10 protein-coding genes are annotated in these 15294 nt (G+C 55.9%); 7 read left to right on the forward strand and 3 right to left on the reverse strand.

The window, feature by feature from the left end; translation table 11 throughout:
- Nucleotides 1-7 precede the first annotated feature (7 nt).
- Nucleotides 8-2545 (reverse strand): hypothetical protein, encoded by a 2538-nt coding sequence (locus tag CGZ80_RS22905; RefSeq protein ID WP_094418008.1) that lies wholly within the window; start codon nucleotides 2543-2545, stop codon nucleotides 8-10.
- A 472-nt stretch (nucleotides 2546-3017) separates the two neighbouring features.
- Between CGZ80_RS22905 and CGZ80_RS22910 the strand changes: the two genes are divergently transcribed.
- The gene (locus CGZ80_RS22910) at nucleotides 3018-3824 is read left to right on the forward strand and encodes a tetratricopeptide repeat protein (RefSeq protein ID WP_094418009.1); all 807 of its coding nucleotides are present in this window, start codon (nucleotides 3018-3020) and stop codon (nucleotides 3822-3824) included.
- A 181-nt stretch (nucleotides 3825-4005) separates the two neighbouring features.
- Nucleotides 4006-5616, forward strand: coding sequence for a glycine--tRNA ligase (locus CGZ80_RS22915; RefSeq protein ID WP_094418060.1), 1611 nt, complete (start codon nucleotides 4006-4008; stop codon nucleotides 5614-5616).
- 6 nt (nucleotides 5617-5622) lie between these two features.
- Here CGZ80_RS22915 and CGZ80_RS22920 read toward each other — a convergent pair whose 3' ends face one another.
- Nucleotides 5623-6726 carry a methyltransferase domain-containing protein gene (locus tag CGZ80_RS22920; RefSeq protein WP_198953772.1) on the reverse strand — a complete coding sequence of 368 codons (1104 nt, stop codon included), beginning with the start codon at nucleotides 6724-6726 and terminating at the stop codon, nucleotides 5623-5625.
- A gap of 33 nt (nucleotides 6727-6759) precedes the next feature.
- Entirely contained in the window at nucleotides 6760-7770 is a 1011-nt protein-coding gene (arsS, locus tag CGZ80_RS22925) for an arsenosugar biosynthesis radical SAM (seleno)protein ArsS (protein WP_094418010.1), read from the reverse strand.
- A 260-nt stretch (nucleotides 7771-8030) separates the two neighbouring features.
- Here arsS and CGZ80_RS22930 point away from each other — a divergent pair, with 260 nt between their 5' ends.
- The 5 genes from CGZ80_RS22930 (at nucleotide 8031) to CGZ80_RS22950 (ending at nucleotide 15267) form a co-directional block, all read left to right on the forward strand.
- On the forward strand, nucleotides 8031-9488 hold the full coding sequence (locus CGZ80_RS22930; RefSeq protein ID WP_094418011.1) for an ArnT family glycosyltransferase: 1458 nt from the start codon (nucleotides 8031-8033) through the stop codon (nucleotides 9486-9488).
- A 23-nt stretch (nucleotides 9489-9511) separates the two neighbouring features.
- Nucleotides 9512-10720 carry a glycosyltransferase family 2 protein gene (locus CGZ80_RS22935; protein WP_094418062.1) on the forward strand — a complete coding sequence of 403 codons (1209 nt, stop codon included), beginning with the start codon at nucleotides 9512-9514 and terminating at the stop codon, nucleotides 10718-10720.
- Complete coding sequence (locus tag CGZ80_RS22940; protein ID WP_158222823.1) at nucleotides 10717-11412, forward strand: class I SAM-dependent methyltransferase; 696 nt, start codon at nucleotides 10717-10719, stop codon at nucleotides 11410-11412. The genes CGZ80_RS22935 and CGZ80_RS22940 overlap by 4 nt, the downstream gene beginning before the upstream one ends.
- A gap of 111 nt (nucleotides 11413-11523) precedes the next feature.
- Entirely contained in the window at nucleotides 11524-12981 is a 1458-nt protein-coding gene (locus tag CGZ80_RS22945; RefSeq protein WP_158222824.1) for an aldehyde dehydrogenase family protein, read from the forward strand.
- Between the two features lie 24 nt (nucleotides 12982-13005).
- A complete protein-coding gene (locus CGZ80_RS22950; RefSeq protein ID WP_094418013.1) occupies nucleotides 13006-15267 on the forward strand; it encodes a ribonuclease R family protein in 2262 nt (753 codons plus the stop codon).
- The last annotated feature ends 27 nt before the right edge of the window (nucleotides 15268-15294 follow it).

Consider the following 15294-nt stretch of genomic DNA (forward strand, 5'->3'; position numbering starts at 1 on the left):
GGCGACGTTAATCGTTCAGCGATCGTTTCAATCGCAACGGAGCCACCTGATCGACGGTGAACTCGTACATGTCAATGTCGTTGCTGTCCGGACGGTACAAGTACTGACCGTGCAGGATGTCCGCATAGCTCGGGAATGCCGGCTCGTTGTCTGTCCCGGGCGCGAAGATAAAGCTCGTGCTCTGAGTGGTCGGTTGCGGCAAGTCGTCGGCATAGCCGTAGCCCAGCAATTGTCCGACACCGAACATGGCACCACGGAAGAATTCGCCACCGAATTGATCGTCGTCGGATTCGTCAAAGTCTTGGAAATCCATCACGACCAAGTCGTCAAACCCGTCGCCGTCTCGGTCTCGAGTGACGACCGCCAAGCCGCCTTCTGCGCTGGAGCCACGCTCGTCGCCACCATAAAGGTCGCCGACCGCGATTGAGAAACCCGCGATATCGGATGGGTCACGGTCGGTGACTTCGACAAAGTTAACGCCAAGGTATTCGCTGTAGAGCGTCATCACTTCGCGAACACGTTGCTTTTGTTGCTCGCTGATGATGTTGAAATAGTTGAAGTCCTCGGCGATCCCGGGGCTGTTGGGGTCATCGCCAAGCCAGCTTGGTACGAAGTCGTATTCAATGACCGAAATTCCGTCGACCGAATCCGCCATCTGACGGACATAGTCCAGCGGTACCGTGCGATCGAGACGCGACGGATCTTCTTCACGGATGGTGCGAGTGCCAGGAACATCTGGGCCAGGAAGCTCCAGTCCGTAAGGCGTCTCGTTGCGAATCTCTGATGTTAGGTAGGCCGAGCTGGTCGCATTGCCCGAGATCGTCCAGCCAGAGTTCAGATTAAATGCCGTTTGGAAGCTATCTCCCGCGCCGTCGGGGATCTGTGTCGTCGCAGCAGGAAGCGTCAGTTGCTGTGGAGCCATTGGCAGCGGCGCTGACTGGCCGACGCGAAGGTGTATGGCTCCGCTGAGCATTTGCCCTGGGTTCACAGGGTCTTCGATTCGTGCGAGCGATCGTTTGTAGTTCAGCCGTGCGACGTTCGTGACCGGATCATAGTCAACCGCATCGGAATCCAACGGGACGATGTAGTCGTCGGTGTTGTTGGCCGTGTCTCGCGTAAAGATCAGTTGGTAGAAACCGGGGTTCTCTGCATCCGCTTGACGAAGGTCGTCATCATTGAAGTGGACTTCGATGATTCCGGTTTCAACAGCCAATGAGCCGTTGGACTGACGACGAACGGGCTCAGGTACAACAGCAACGACTTTTGGGCCGAGGTTAATTTCGAATGGGATCGATCGGTTCGTCCCGTCGCCGAACGCGTCGCCTTCGGCATCTCGAAGCGCAAGTGAACCGGCACCAAGAATGTCGATTTGGTAACGGTCATCTGGAAGCGGGTCAGAGAAGCGGAACACGACTTCCCGCGAAGAATCGCCCAGACCGACATAGCCGGGTTCGACGGCGATATCGCTCACGCCGCTCAATTGGATTGGCGAGTAGTTGACCGGCTGGCTGCCGATGCGTGTTTCTGGGTTGCCTTCTTGGATCGTCGCCCGAACCAATCGATTCGCTTGCGGGTTGCCGTTGATCCGCGCGACAAAATCGGCAGCGGTTGACGAGAGGTCCTGTCCGCCGGCGGTGTAGCTATTCAATTGAACGCGGATCGTGTTGTCGCTTACCACGACGACCGGATTGGTGACACCGCCAAAGTTTCGCCGCTCGACGATTAGGTTGATGTCGCGACCTTCCTCGCCCGGGATCTGAGAGATCAGCCGGACGCGTACATCGCCGCCGGTGCCGAAATCAGTGACCGCTTGGGCCGCATTGGCGCCGTCAAGCACCAACGTTTCTTCATCCAGGCTGCGCGCAGTCGCCAACGCTTGCCCGCTAGCACCGCTAACCTGGATCGCTTCGACCAAGTCGCCGGCTTGCAGTGGGTCCGTAGGGGAGGTTCGCTTGGCGTTGTTGATCGCCGATTCCAGATCACCACCTGTCGTGCGCAGGTTGGGATTGGTGCTCAACGTAACCGTGATCGTCCGAGTCGCTTCGTCCGTCGAAAGCATTGGGATCGGCGACGAAGCATTTGGATTCGACGCGAACTCGATCATGATTCCGTTGCCGAGGGTGCCCGATTGGACGGCACGGAATTCAAAAATCGCGAAGCCACCGGTGCCTAAGTCGCTGGTGACGGCGGCCGATTCAAAGACGTTATCTTCGCCAGCGCGCGTAATACGAATCGCTTCCAGCGTCGATTCGTCGATGCTGGTGTTGTCATCAAAACGGAACGTCAATTCCTTGGGCGAAAACGTCAAAACGTCGTTCGCTTTCAGCAAATCGCCCTGGTTGGGCTGGATACCAATCAAGTCCGGACCGGCCAACAGTTGCCGGGTTTCTAGATTCTGCAACAACGATTTTCGCTTTTCGTCGCGACGCCGTGACTTTTCACGCGTGTGAGAGCTGCGACGACCTGCCGTCGACTCGCTTGATTGCGAAGAAGAAACGCGGCTCAGTTGCGAGCGAAGGGAGTGAGTTCGTTTACGAAAGGTCATCCAGAGGCCTCGTCATTTCGCCCGGTGAAAGGGCTGTCGTTCTGTTGGGGCAGCACGTAATGGGTGACTCCGCTGCCGGTCTGCCGAGCAGGCGGATTTGACCCAAGTCAGGTCAAAGTTTGCAAAGTTGATAAGCTAGGGGGACTGCGCTAGATAGCGGCGGTGCCTGGCTCGAAGTGTAGTTAGACCGAGTCGAACCGCAATGAAAAAGGCAGCTTCGGCTATTTCCATCGCCAGGGCAGCCTCCTAATCGACCCCATAGTCCAACCCCGACGCTCTTCGGCACATCGAGGCGACACATTCGACGATTCTTCACTCACGAAAGTTCCTCTCTTGCGTGGTTTCGCGTCAGGTTGATACCGTCCTGTGAGCAAGATGCTGATTTTGCAGCCCAATATCCGCCCTTCTTGGTAGGCATTGTGGAGTTACCGAGAGTGGGTTGAGTGGACAAAATGTCAGGACGACAGTACCGATGAACGCAGAAGATAACCAATCAAGCTTCCGATTGACTAGCGAATGTGGCGGGTTCCAGTTCCGTCCTTTGGTGCTGGTGGCGAGGGCCTGCCCAGTCATCGTGACGGTTTTCCTTCTCTTCCTTACATCGGCTGGCTGTCGCTTTAGCGCTAGTGGAAAAAACGCGTTAGGTGCCCAGTTGCACCAACAGGGCCAGTACACCGCCGCTTTGCAACAGTTCCAACAGGTGGTTGCTGAGGATCCTGCCAATCCTGACGGTTATTACAATCTTGCTGCCACGACACACCGTCTGGCAAAGCAGCGATCCGACGAAGCACTCTTTAATAACGCCGAGGCGCTCTACAACCAGTGCCTCGATCACGATCCCAATCATGTTGAGTGCCATCGCGGTCTTGCTGTCTTGCTGATGGACACCGGTCGTCCTGATCGCTCGTTTGCCTTGATCAAAAATTGGGCCAGCCGAAATCCCACCCAAGCCGAACCACGAATCGAGCTCGCGCGTCTGTATGAAGAAGTTAACCAACCTGAGACGGCACTGAAGTACCTCGAAGACGCGGTGCAGCAGGATGCAAACAATTCACGGGCTTGGCTGGCGTTAGCACGCCTTCGTGAGTCTAGCGGCGATTTGCCGCAGGCCCTGCAGAACTACCAGCGGGCCCTCGCGCTGAATAACACCCAGCCGATGATCGCGGAGCGAGTCGCGGCGCTCAGCCGCCAAATCAATTCGAATTTGGACGCGGCACGCTCCGGGGCAGGGACTCAAATCGCTACGCCGCTGCCGTATTCGGCACCGAACCGGTACTAAGCCGATCTGATTCGCGAACTTCGGTTTTTTCGAAGTTTTGCTTTTTGTGATGAGGTTAGGCCGCCTTCGTTCAATCTTTGTCGTCTGCCAGACCTCCCGCAAACTGGCGACAATCCCTACATTCTGCGGTCGTTTCCCGACCGTCCAACCACACACAATCTGATCCGGACCCATGAAATCGATGGACAAAATCGTCTCGCTGTGCAAACGGCGAGGTTTCCTGTTTCAATCCAGTGAAATCTATGGCGGTGTTCAGGGATTTTGGGACTACGGCCCGCTGGGCGTCGAGCTGAAGCGAAATCTGAAGGACGCGTGGTGGTCTGACATGATCAGCGCCCACAACGAGCTGATCGTTCCGGCGAACGCGCCGAGTGAGTTCGAGATGGTCGGATTGGACTGCACCATCATCATGCACCCACAAGTGTGGAAATGCAGTGGTCACTATGACCTGTTCCACGATCATATGGTCGATTGCCGCGAGTCGAAAAAGCGGTACCGGTTTGACCAGGTCCGCGGCCGTTGGTGTTCGCATGGCGAGAAGAAAATCTTCGTCACGACGATGGCCGAAGCGGAACTCGAACTCGACGAAGTACGCCGCCGCGCGATGAAGTTTTTCAAGCTTCGTCCAAAGAATGCGGACGAGCTAAGCGTCGGCAACGAGTCGCTGACGCTGGATCAAATCCAAGAACGCGATCAAGTTCTTGCCCCCGATGCGAAGTCGCTGGACACACTGACCGAGCCCCGCGAATTTAACCTGATGTTCAAGACGACATTGGGTGCACTTGGTGGCGAGGAAGACGCGGCGTTCTTGCGTCCCGAGACCGCGCAAGGAATCTTCGTCAATTTTAAAAACGTCGTCGACACCTCCCGCGTCAAAATCCCATTCGGTATCGGCCAAGTCGGCAAGAGTTTCCGAAACGAAATCACCCCGCGTAACTTCACGTTCCGCTCGCGTGAATTCGAGCAGATGGAAATCGAGTTCTTTTGCCATCCAGAACAATCGAAGCAGTGGTATCAGTACTGGCGCGATCGTCGTATGAACTGGTACACCTCGATGGGCTTGTCCAGCGAGTCGTTGATTATGCGAGAGCACCACCAAGAGGAACTCGCGCACTACAGCATCGGAACGGCAGACATCGAATATGCGTTCCCGTTTTTGCCGGCTGGCGAGTACGGCGAACTGGAAGGCATCGCCCACCGCGGCGATTTTGACTTGCGAAGCCACATGGAAGGTAAGTTGGACCCGAATTCACCGGAGGGCCAACCGATGCAAGTCGAACTGAACGAGAACGGCAAGCCGAAGCACAAAGGTAGCGGCAAGGATTTGTCCTACCGCGACCCGGTGACCAACGAGCGTTTTGTTCCACACGTGATCGAGCCTTCGGCCGGTGCTGACCGCGCGGCGCTCGCATTCATTTGCGAAGCCTATAGCGAAGACAAAGTTGCCGATGACAAAGGCGATTTGCAAGAACGCACGGTGATGAAGTTGAATCCGCGTTTGGCTCCGATCAAAGCGGCGATCTTCCCCTTGGTCAAGAAAGACGGCATGCCCGAAATCGCCAAGGAAATGTATTCCGAACTGAAGAAGCACATGAACGTCTACTACGACGACAAAGGTGCTGTCGGAAAACGCTATCGCCGCCAGGACGAAGTCGGCACGCCGTACTGTATCACCGTCGATACCGACACGCTAAGCGACAACACCGTCACGATCCGTGACCGCGATTCGCTGGAGCAAGTCCGCGTCAAGATCGACGATCTCGTTGGCGAACTGAACCAGCGTTTGCGCTAAATCGCTTTAGCAGCATCCACCATCACCGCAGCACGTGTCCTTTGCAGTGCTGCCGATGGTGAATGTTTTCAGCGAGCCGGATTGTGGTGTTTCGGCTGGCTCGATCAGCAGGTAATCCGCGGCATACGGTTCTTGTTTCAGTTTCCGGAACGTCTGCCGCGAAACGGATGTGCGTTCGCCGCGAACATATTCGTTGCCCGCGTCGTCGCGGATGCTCGCGTAGGGTCCACGGTAAACGACTGACTGTCCGGCGTTGTTTTCTTCGCCCGCCGCGTATTTGTAAGCGATGATGGTGGCGGATCTGAATTCGATCCCTTGTACAGTCTGCCACGGCTCGGCCTGATAAGCGGCGATCTGTGCGCCTTCGAATCCGGTTTCTGTGAAAGCATCGATGAACGCTTTCTCTTCGTAAGCACCGCTGATGCAGCCACTCCAAAGCGTCGCGTCTTGTTGCATTTCGTATGGCACCACTCGGTCGCTAACGATGTCGCTGATGACCGCACGTCCGCCGGGTTTCAAGACACGAAACAGTTCGGCGAATAGGGCTCGCTTTTCCGCGCCGTCGACAAGGTTCAGTACACAATTGCTGACCACGACGTCGATTGAATTTGAAGGGATCAATGGTGCGTTCGTCCGCATCTCGTGTAGGAACGCTTCCAGTGTTTGTAAGCTGGCTTCGTCCGAAACGGGATTGCTTTTGAGGTACTCATCAACACGGTCGCGGTCGATCGCCAGGTCTTGGATTTTGCCTTTGCGAAAGCTCATGTTGTCATAGCCGAGTTTCTCTGCAACGACAGTTTGACTGCGTCGGGCCAAGTCCAGCATGTCGTCGTTCATGTCGACGCCGATAACGTGGCCGCCTGCGCCGACGATCTGCGCAGCGATGAAGCAAATTTTGCCGCCGCCACTGCCCAGGTCCAGCACTGTTTCGCCGGGGCGGACGTACTTGGACGGGTCGCCGCAACCGTAGTCACGGTCGATCACTTCTTGTGGAATGATTTCGAGGTACCGGCGGTCATAGTCGACCGGGCAGCACAGTTCTGGTTCGCGTTCCGCCGCGGCGGAAGAGTAGCGGTCCCGGACGGCGGATTCAGTATTCAGTTGAGACATGATGTTTCAAATGTGAATGAGAGTTGAGTTGCTCTAGGTCAGTGCGCCGCCGCAACTGCTGCCCGCACCGGCAGTGCATCCATAGCAGTGGTCGGCGGTGTTGATCGGGCGGTGGTTTAGTTCGTCAAACGATTCGATTGTCCAAATCGTTGGTCGACCATGTTCGGTGATCGCCGGCATGTCGATCATTTGGTTGAAATCGCAATCATACACTTGGCCATCCCAGGAGATTGAAAGCAGTGAGCGGCACATGACGGAGTTGGCTGCGGTCGCGTTAAATCCAGCTTCCAGCGTGCGGAAGTAGTCCTCCAGCTTGTTTCGCTTGGCCAGATACATTGCGAATCGTTTGATCGGAATGTTGGTGATCGTCAGTAGTTCGTTGAAGACGATCGAGTAGTGTTCGTTTAGCTCGCGTTTGTAATCCGCTTGCAAGGAAGCTTGGTCGGGCGGCAGTCCGGTTCCCGTGGGGTTGAACACCAAATCCAGTTTCAGCCGCTCGTCGCTACCGTAACCCAAGTCATTCAGTTGACGCAGGGCTTCGATACTCGCCGAGAACACACCATCACCACGCTGTAAATCGACGTTGTCTTCGAGGTAGCAGGGCAGGGAAGCGACAACGTTAACTTGGTTTTCGACCAAAAACGGTGCGACCCATTCATACCCAGGTTGGCGAAGGATAGTCAGATTGCAGCGATCGATGACCCGGATTCCACGCGAACGAAATTCCAGTACCAACCGTTTAAAGTTGGGGTTCATTTCGGGGGCACCGCCGGTGATGTCGACAACCTGCAGCGAGTCACATTGGCGGCTGAGTTCGACGATGCGGTCGGCGGTGTGCTCGTCCATGTTTTCGCGGCGTTTGGTCGGTCCCGCTTCGACATGGCAGTGAACGCAGGTTTGATTGCACAGCTTGCCGACGTTGATTTGCAACTGGTGTATCGCTTGGCGGATCATCGGCTGGGCTTCGTCGGCAATCCTCTTTGCAAACGGTTGCACCAGTTGCGTCGGTCGCCCCGCGTCGATCACCGGTAAAAGAGGGTTCATTTTGACCAAGAGAAGGAAGTGATTGATTAGCGAAGACCGCAGGATCGATGGGAACTCAATCTGCCTCTCCATACACCATGTTTTAGACACTTTAAGGTAATGTCGACCCATCCGGGCTGGCCGTCACGGATGAAAAGGCGTCCGCTAGGCGAAATCCTTCTCTTGCGCAGCCATTCCGATCGAACAGCATCGGACCAGGTCCGTACAAAGTATCGAATGAACCGCCACACAATTCGACCAGTTTTTCGACGGAGCAACGTTTGCGACTGAAAACCGCGATAGCGATCGTGATGGTGTTGCTGCTTTTAAAAGTGGTGGCGATTGTCGTGCGCGGACCCAGCCCGTTGATTTGGGACTCGAACTACTACTGGGAACTTGGCCAGTCGGTGGCAAACGGCGATTGGCTGCTGAGGGGACATGAGGTGGCGTACCGAACCCCCGGTTACCCGTGGTTAGTGGGGGCGGTCCAAGCAGCATTTCCTCGGCCGATGTTGGTGTTGGTTTGCGTGCAGGCTGTCTTGTGGTTGGGGACGGTCTGCATCACCGCTCAAATCGCCCGTCTGATAAGCGATGACAGTCGTTTGTTCCTTTGGGTGCTCTGTGGCGCTGTGTTGATGGTCTCCTCGGCTATCTATCTAAGTGCGATATTGACTGAGACACTGTTTACGTTCTTGGTGATGCTGCATCTTTGGTGTGCGGCACGATTTGTTCGTGGGCCAGATCTTGCGTCTGGCATGTTGGTGGGGCTGACTCTCGCAATGGCGATGCTCACCCGACCAGTCGCGATGTTGCTGTGGATTCCTGACGTCGCGTTTCTTGGCATGGATTGGTGGCAGGACTCGCGACGCCATTCCGGAAAACGATTGGAACTCCGACCCGTTCTCACGGGCGTAGCCACAGCGGTCTTCGTTGCGATCGTGACATTGTCGCCCTGGCTGATGCGCAACAAGGAGATGTTCGACAAAGCGATGATGACCGAGTTCGTCGGACGTAATATTTGGATCGTCACGTTCCAAGACGGGAGCGGGGCGCATTTGGCGTTTCCGCAGACGGTAGCTGCGGAGCGTTTAAAAGACGCGATGGGAAGCGAACGCTGGCAAGCACTGCAGTCCGAGCAGCTTTGGCGCGAAACCTGGACGGTCTCCAACGCCCTCGACGCCTCTGGAATCGATGATGCTGAAATCGATCGTCTGATGAAGCGAGTCGCGTTTGATGCAATCGCCGAATCACCCGTTGTGTATGGGCGGCAAACGATTCGTCGGTGGGTGAACTTCTGGCGGACACGGGCTACGGAACTGCCGGTTCAGGCGGCGGATTTGGAGATCCCTCCTGGGTCTTTGGAAAAGCAGTTGCCGGACGGTCGGCACTTTGCAGGCCAGGTGGTTTGGGGCATGCAAGTCCCGTTAATCGATACAGCCGTACGTTACCGGGCGAGCAATTCCTTGGCGGCAAACACGTTGTTGATGCTGCTGACCGGGATCGCAACGATGCTATTGGTTGTCCGCCCGGCTACACGTGCCAGCGGTGTTTGGATCGCGTTGGTGCTTTCGTATTTCTGTACGGTGACCGCCGTGCTGGAGATTCCCGGGTATCGCTATCGCATGATTGTCGAACCGGTCATGTTGTTGGCGATCGTTCTCGCCGGTTCCAACTTGTTGAAAACGCGTGGCGAGCAAAACCGATCAGCGGATACTGGCCCCGGTTCGGTCCCTTCATAGGATTCTTGTTGCAGATTGTCGAAATGAATTCACCACTAGAACTCTCCGTCGTAATGCCGTGCTTGAACGAAGCCGATACGGTGGGAATTTGCGTCGAAAAAGCAGTTCGTGCGATGCGTGAACACGGTGTGGTGGGCGAAGTCGTTGTTGCTGACAACGGAAGTACCGACGGGTCGCAAGATCTCGCCCGTGAACAAGGAGCACGCATCGTCGATGTGGCCGAACGTGGTTACGGTGCGGCGCTGATGCATGGCATCGAAGCCGCCGAGGGACGCTTTGTGTTGATGGGCGATGCGGATGACAGCTACGATTTTTTGGAAATCCCAAAATTCGTCGACAGCCTTCGCCAGGGTCACGATCTGGTTCAAGGTTGTCGTTTGCCGCGTGGGGGAGGGCGGGTGTTACCGGGGGCGATGCCGTTTCTGCATCGTTGGTTTGGTAACCCGGTGCTCAGTCTGCTCGTGCGGTTGATGTTTCGTATCCCGATCAACGATGTTTACTGCGGGATGCGTGGGTTCACTCGCAAGCATTACGACCAGTTGGATCTGCGATCGCCGGGGATGGAGTTCGCGACCGAGATGATCATCAAGAGCGGGCTGCATCGAAATGCTCACGGGACATCGATGAGCCAGGTTCCGATCACCTTGCACCCTGATGGTCGCAAACAGCACGGTCCACACCTGCGAACGTTTCGCGACGGTTGGCGAACGCTGCGGCTGTTTTTGGCATTCAGCCCAACCTGGACGTTCTTTCGTCCCGGGTTAGTTCTATTGGCGATCGGATTGATCGGCTATGCACTCGCGCTCCCGCAGGTTCGTCTGTTCGGTGCGGCGCTTGATGTGCATACCTTATTGGTCGCAAGCTTGTTTTTACTACTTGGTTGGCAGTGCGTATTGTTGGCAACCCTCGCACGAATTTTTACCGGCCGCGAAGGCATGATGCCTCCGCATGAAAAGCTCGAACATGTGACTGTCGAACGTGGATTGATGTTCGGGATTATCAGCGGCCTGGTCGGTGTCTCGATGGTCGGCGCGATTGTTTATCAGTGGTGGCAATCGGGTTTCGGCACGCTCGAGTATCCACAAACGATGCGATGGGTTGTTCCGGGCGTGACGTTGATCGCGATCGGATTTCAAACCGCGATGGGATCGTTGATGGCGGGAGTGCTGATGATGCAGCGTTCGCGACGATTGCGTTCCGTGATGCCTGCCACAACCGAGGCTGCAAAATGATAGGCACGCAAACTCCAAAAATCATTGAACACGTACCCGCAGGCCAAATGTGTTGCGACCCGATTTGGGAAGAAGCGTATTCACGTTTCGAAACTCCTGAAGAAGAGATCGCGAAATTCATTGGCCGGTTGAAGCGGTTCGGCTTTGAGAAGCTTAACCGGCAAAGTCGGATCGTAGAGATCTTCTGCGGACGCGGCAACGGACTGGTCGCGCTAGAACGGATGGGGTTTGAACGAGTCGAAGGCGTCGATTTGAGCGATACGTTGCTGCGGCAATATGAAGGCGACGCACAATTGCATTTGGCGAACTGTTTGAGTTTGCCGTTTGAGGATGCGAGCTTTGACATCGTGATCGTGCAAGGCGGGCTGCACCATTTGCCCAACATGCCAGATGACTTGGAACAATCGCTGCATGAGGTGAAACGCATCCTTTGCCCAGACGGTCGGTTTTATGTCATCGAGCCTTGGCGCACACCGTTTTTGACCTTCGCCCACTTTGTCACTGAGCTAAAGGTGATGCGGAAGTTGTACGCCAAAGGCGATGCGTTGGCGGTGATGACTGAGCAAGAACGCGTGACTTACGAGCAGTGGCTGGGAATGCCCGACGTGATCCGCCGGGCATTCGGGAAGCATTTGACGGAGGTCCGGTGGCAGACCAGTTGGGGGAAGCTGGCGGGCGTATTTGCACCATAGGTGGTGACGGTCGAAGCACTCTCTCGTTAAGATTGGAGGTCGTCTTCGCAAAACGCCTTTCCGGCGATTTCCCGACAAATGCCACTCTGACAACCGCCTCCTTGACCAATCTTGAGTGATCGCGAATCTAACGTTCCCCGCATCGGTCATTGGATCGGTGGTCAGTCCGTCGACTCGGCTGATCATCAGACTTTCCTAAACGTTGATCCCGAGACTGGCGAATGCCTTGCCGAAGTCCTCTTGGGCAACGAGACAGAGATTGTCGCGGCGGTTGAAGCAGCCCAAATTGCACAGCAGCGTTTTGCCGCGACCGGGCCGAGTGAACGCGAAGCGATCCTTCACCGTGCGGCAGATCTGCTACGTCGCGACCAAGACGACTTTATCGATCTGTTGATTCGCGAAATCGGTTCGCCAGTCAGTAAGGCCCGGCTGGAGATTGCGATCGCGACACGGACGCTGAGTGCCAATGCGTCGCTGGCACGGCGGATGACCGGGCGGACCTATCCCAGCGACGTGCCTGGTCGAATGAGTTTTGCGATTCGCCAACCGCTTGGCGTCGTTGCCGGGATCACTCCGTTTAACGTTCCCTTGGTCAAAGGCGTCAAGCACAGCAGCACGCCGATCGCGACTGGCAATAGCTTCGTTTGGCTGCCGTCCCAGCAAGCACCTTTGTTGGCTAACCGTTTGGCGACGCTGTATGCCGAAGCGGGTGTGCCAGCCGGCGTGTTCAACGTGGTGCATGGCGAGGGCGGAGTGCTCGGACCGGCGTTGATCAAGCATCCGTCCGTGCAAGCGGTCAGCTTTACCGGTTCGGCACAGGTCGGTCGCCAAGTCCAAGCGGCGTGTGGCGAATTTCAAAAACGTGTGACGCTGGAACTTGGCGGAAAGAATCCGATTCTGATCTTTGAGGATGCGGATCTAAAGCAGGCCGTCTCGGCAGCGGTGCGTGGGGCGTTTATCTATCAGGGCCAGATTTGCATGGCGTCCAGCCGGATCATCGTGCACAAAAACATCGCTGGCGTGTTGACCGATTCTGTTGTTGCGGCGGCTTCGGCATTGTCTTGCGGCGACCTCCGTGACCCCTCGACGGTTATCGGTCCGGTAATCGATCAGGCTGCCAGACAACGCATCGACGATCACTTGAACGACGCCGTTCGGCTGGGGGCCACGATACAGTGTGGCAATGTTTGGAACGGAAATCGTATGAACCCGACCGTGGTGACGGGTGTCACTTCAGAAATGCGACTCTATCGCGAAGAATCTTTCGGCCCGCTCGTCACGATCGAAGTGGCGGATGACGAGGCCCACGCGATGCAGCTAGCCCACGCAAGTTCGGCGATGCTATCCGCAGCGGTCTTTACCCGCGATCTTGATCGGGCAATGCGCGTCTCGCGATCTCTTTGCTGCGGCATGGTACACGTCAACGAGATGACAATTCAACAAGAGCCTGAGGTGCCATTTGGCGGTGATGGCGGTTCAGGGTTTGGACGCGAAGGTTTGGAAACTGGCGTCGAAGATTATACAAAATGGAAGTGGATCACGATCAACGGTTCCGCTTCCGCAAGCTAAGACATAAGACGAATCAAAGAAGTTATGGAAATCTCACAAGAGCTTGTCGACCGCGTGATGCGATTGGTCGTTTCACCCGAGTATCGACCAAGCAAACCAAAACAAATTGCGGCGGCGCTCGATTTGCCGCCGGACGAATACCGGGAACTGCGTCGAACGATCAAGCAGTTGGTTTTAGAAGGCCGTTTGCTTTACGGTTCGAATCATCTGGTGATCAGCACCGGCGCGATTGGCGGTCCGCAAGATCGAATTCGCGGTGTGTTCCGGATGGCTGCTGGCGGCGCGTTTGGTTTCGTGCGTCCCGGTGATTCCGGTGACGGTGCGATGACCGACGATCTGTTCATTCCGCCGGGCCAAACCGGCGGTGCGTTGGAAGGTGACCTGGTCGAGATCAAAGTCCGTCCCGGTCGACGCGGCGAAAACGAAGGTTCCGTCCATCGCATTCTGGAACGCGCTCGCCGTCAATTTACCGGAACCTATGTGCTGGTCGGAAAAAGTCCGGCGGTCTATTTGGACGGCACGCCACACGATGACCCCGTTTTTATCGGCGACACCGAAGGTCTGCCGCTCGAAGTCAACGACAAGGTCTTTGTCGAAGTCGTGCGTTTTCCTGGCGAAGAAGGGCAGGGCGGGGAAGCGGTTTTGCTCGAACGCTTGGGCAGCAATAAAAATCCGAACATCGACACGCTGACCATCATGCGTCAGTACGCGTTGCCTGATAGTTTTCCCGAGGAAGTGATCGAAGAGGCTCGTCAACGATCGGACGAGTTCAACGAGCAGCAACTGCCCGAAGATCGTGTCGACTTTACCGACCAGCTGACGATCACCATCGACCCGTTCGATGCGCGTGACTTTGACGACGCGATCTCGCTTTCAAAAAATGAAAAGAGCCACTGGCGTTTGCTGGTCCACATCGCTGACGTTGGGTACTTCGTCCATCCCGGCGGCAAGATCGACGAAGAAGCCAGGCGACGTGCAACCAGTGTTTACTTGCCGGACCGAGTTGTCCCGATGATTCCTGAAATCATCAGCAACCATTTGGCCAGTTTGCAACCCGAACGCGTTCGTTTGGCGAAGACCGTCGAAATCGAAATGACGGACCAAGGCGTCGTCGTTCATACCGAAGTTCATAACAGCATCATCCGCAGTGACAAACGACTGCACTATGGATTGGTCGATCAGTTCTTGGACGATCCGCAGCGTTATCGTGAATCGTGGGGCGAAGAAGTCTGTGACTTGGTCACGTCGATGCATTCGCTGGCGATGACACTTCGCAAGCGACGCATCAAGGGCGGCGCAGTCACGATGGACATGCCCGAAGTCAAACTGGACCTTGATCGCAACGGTAAGGTCAAAGGCGCTTACCGGACCGTCAACACCGAAAGCCATCAAGTCATCGAAGAGTTCATGTTGGCAGCCAACCAAGCGGTTGCGACCTGGCTCGATGATTTGGGATTAAAGTTCCTGCATCGGATTCACCCGCCACCAGACCGTCGCAAGATCCGCCAACTTTCGATGTTCATCCGGGACTTGGGGATCGGCGTCGATTCGGTCGAAAGCCGTTTCGAAATTCAAAGCGTGATCGATCGCGTTGCGGGCACACCGCTGGAAGACGCGGTCAATTTTTCGGTTTTGCGCAGCATGAGCAAAGCGGTGTATGGACCGCAAGTCGAAGGCCACTATGCCCTCGACATGCCACACTATTGTCACTTCACCAGTCCGATTCGCCGCTATCCCGATTTGACCGTTCACCGGCTGATCGACCGATTGCGAAAAGGCGAACCGACCCCGGACGATTCGATGGGGACCTTGGTCACACTGGGGCACCACTGTAGCGATCAAGAACGCAACGCGGCTCAAGCAGAACGCGAGTTGACCGAGCTGAAATTGCTGCACTTCATGAAGAAGCACATCGGCCAATCGATGCCGGCGGTGATCACACGTGTGTTCGCTGATGGATTCTTGGCAAGATGCACCAAGCTTCCGATCGACGGATATGTTGGTGTGGATCAGTTGCCAAACGACCAATACCGCTTTGAACGTCGCGGCCAAATGTTGGTTGGGTTCAAAGCACACCAGCGCTATCGTTTAGGCGACCAGCTGACGGTGAAGATTGCCAGAGTCGACTTGGTCGGTCGGCAGCTGTTTTTGCAGCCAGAAAAAAATCACTCGGTTGGATCGGGTAAGCCAACCGATCGCAATTCGAAGTCGCACAAGCCGCGTCGCGAAAAGAATATCGGTCGCGGTGGCAAAGGCAAAAAGCCGAAGCGTGGCAAACGACGATAGGACCAACTGGCTGTCAAGCGACAGCTT

The organism is Rhodopirellula sp. MGV (assembly GCF_002251265.1).
In the GTDB taxonomy this organism is placed as follows: domain Bacteria; phylum Planctomycetota; class Planctomycetia; order Pirellulales; family Pirellulaceae; genus Stieleria; species Stieleria baltica_A.

Coding starts and splice junctions, on each gene's coding strand:
- CGZ80_RS22950 (WP_094418013.1), top strand. CDS start 13,006: ATGGAAATCTCACAAGAGCTTGTCGACCGCGTGATGCGATTGGTCGTT.
- CGZ80_RS22940 (WP_158222823.1), top strand. CDS start 10,717: ATGATAGGCACGCAAACTCCAAAAATCATTGAACACGTACCCGCAGGC.
- CGZ80_RS22920 (WP_198953772.1), bottom strand. CDS start 6,726: ATGTCTCAACTGAATACTGAATCCGCCGTCCGGGACCGCTACTCTTCC.
- arsS (WP_094418010.1), bottom strand. CDS start 7,770: ATGAACCCTCTTTTACCGGTGATCGACGCGGGGCGACCGACGCAACTG.
- CGZ80_RS22915 (WP_094418060.1), top strand. CDS start 4,006: ATGGACAAAATCGTCTCGCTGTGCAAACGGCGAGGTTTCCTGTTTCAA.
- CGZ80_RS22905 (WP_094418008.1), bottom strand. CDS start 2,545: ATGACCTTTCGTAAACGAACTCACTCCCTTCGCTCGCAACTGAGCCGC.
- CGZ80_RS22910 (WP_094418009.1), top strand. CDS start 3,018: ATGAACGCAGAAGATAACCAATCAAGCTTCCGATTGACTAGCGAATGT.
- CGZ80_RS22935 (WP_094418062.1), top strand. CDS start 9,512: ATGAATTCACCACTAGAACTCTCCGTCGTAATGCCGTGCTTGAACGAA.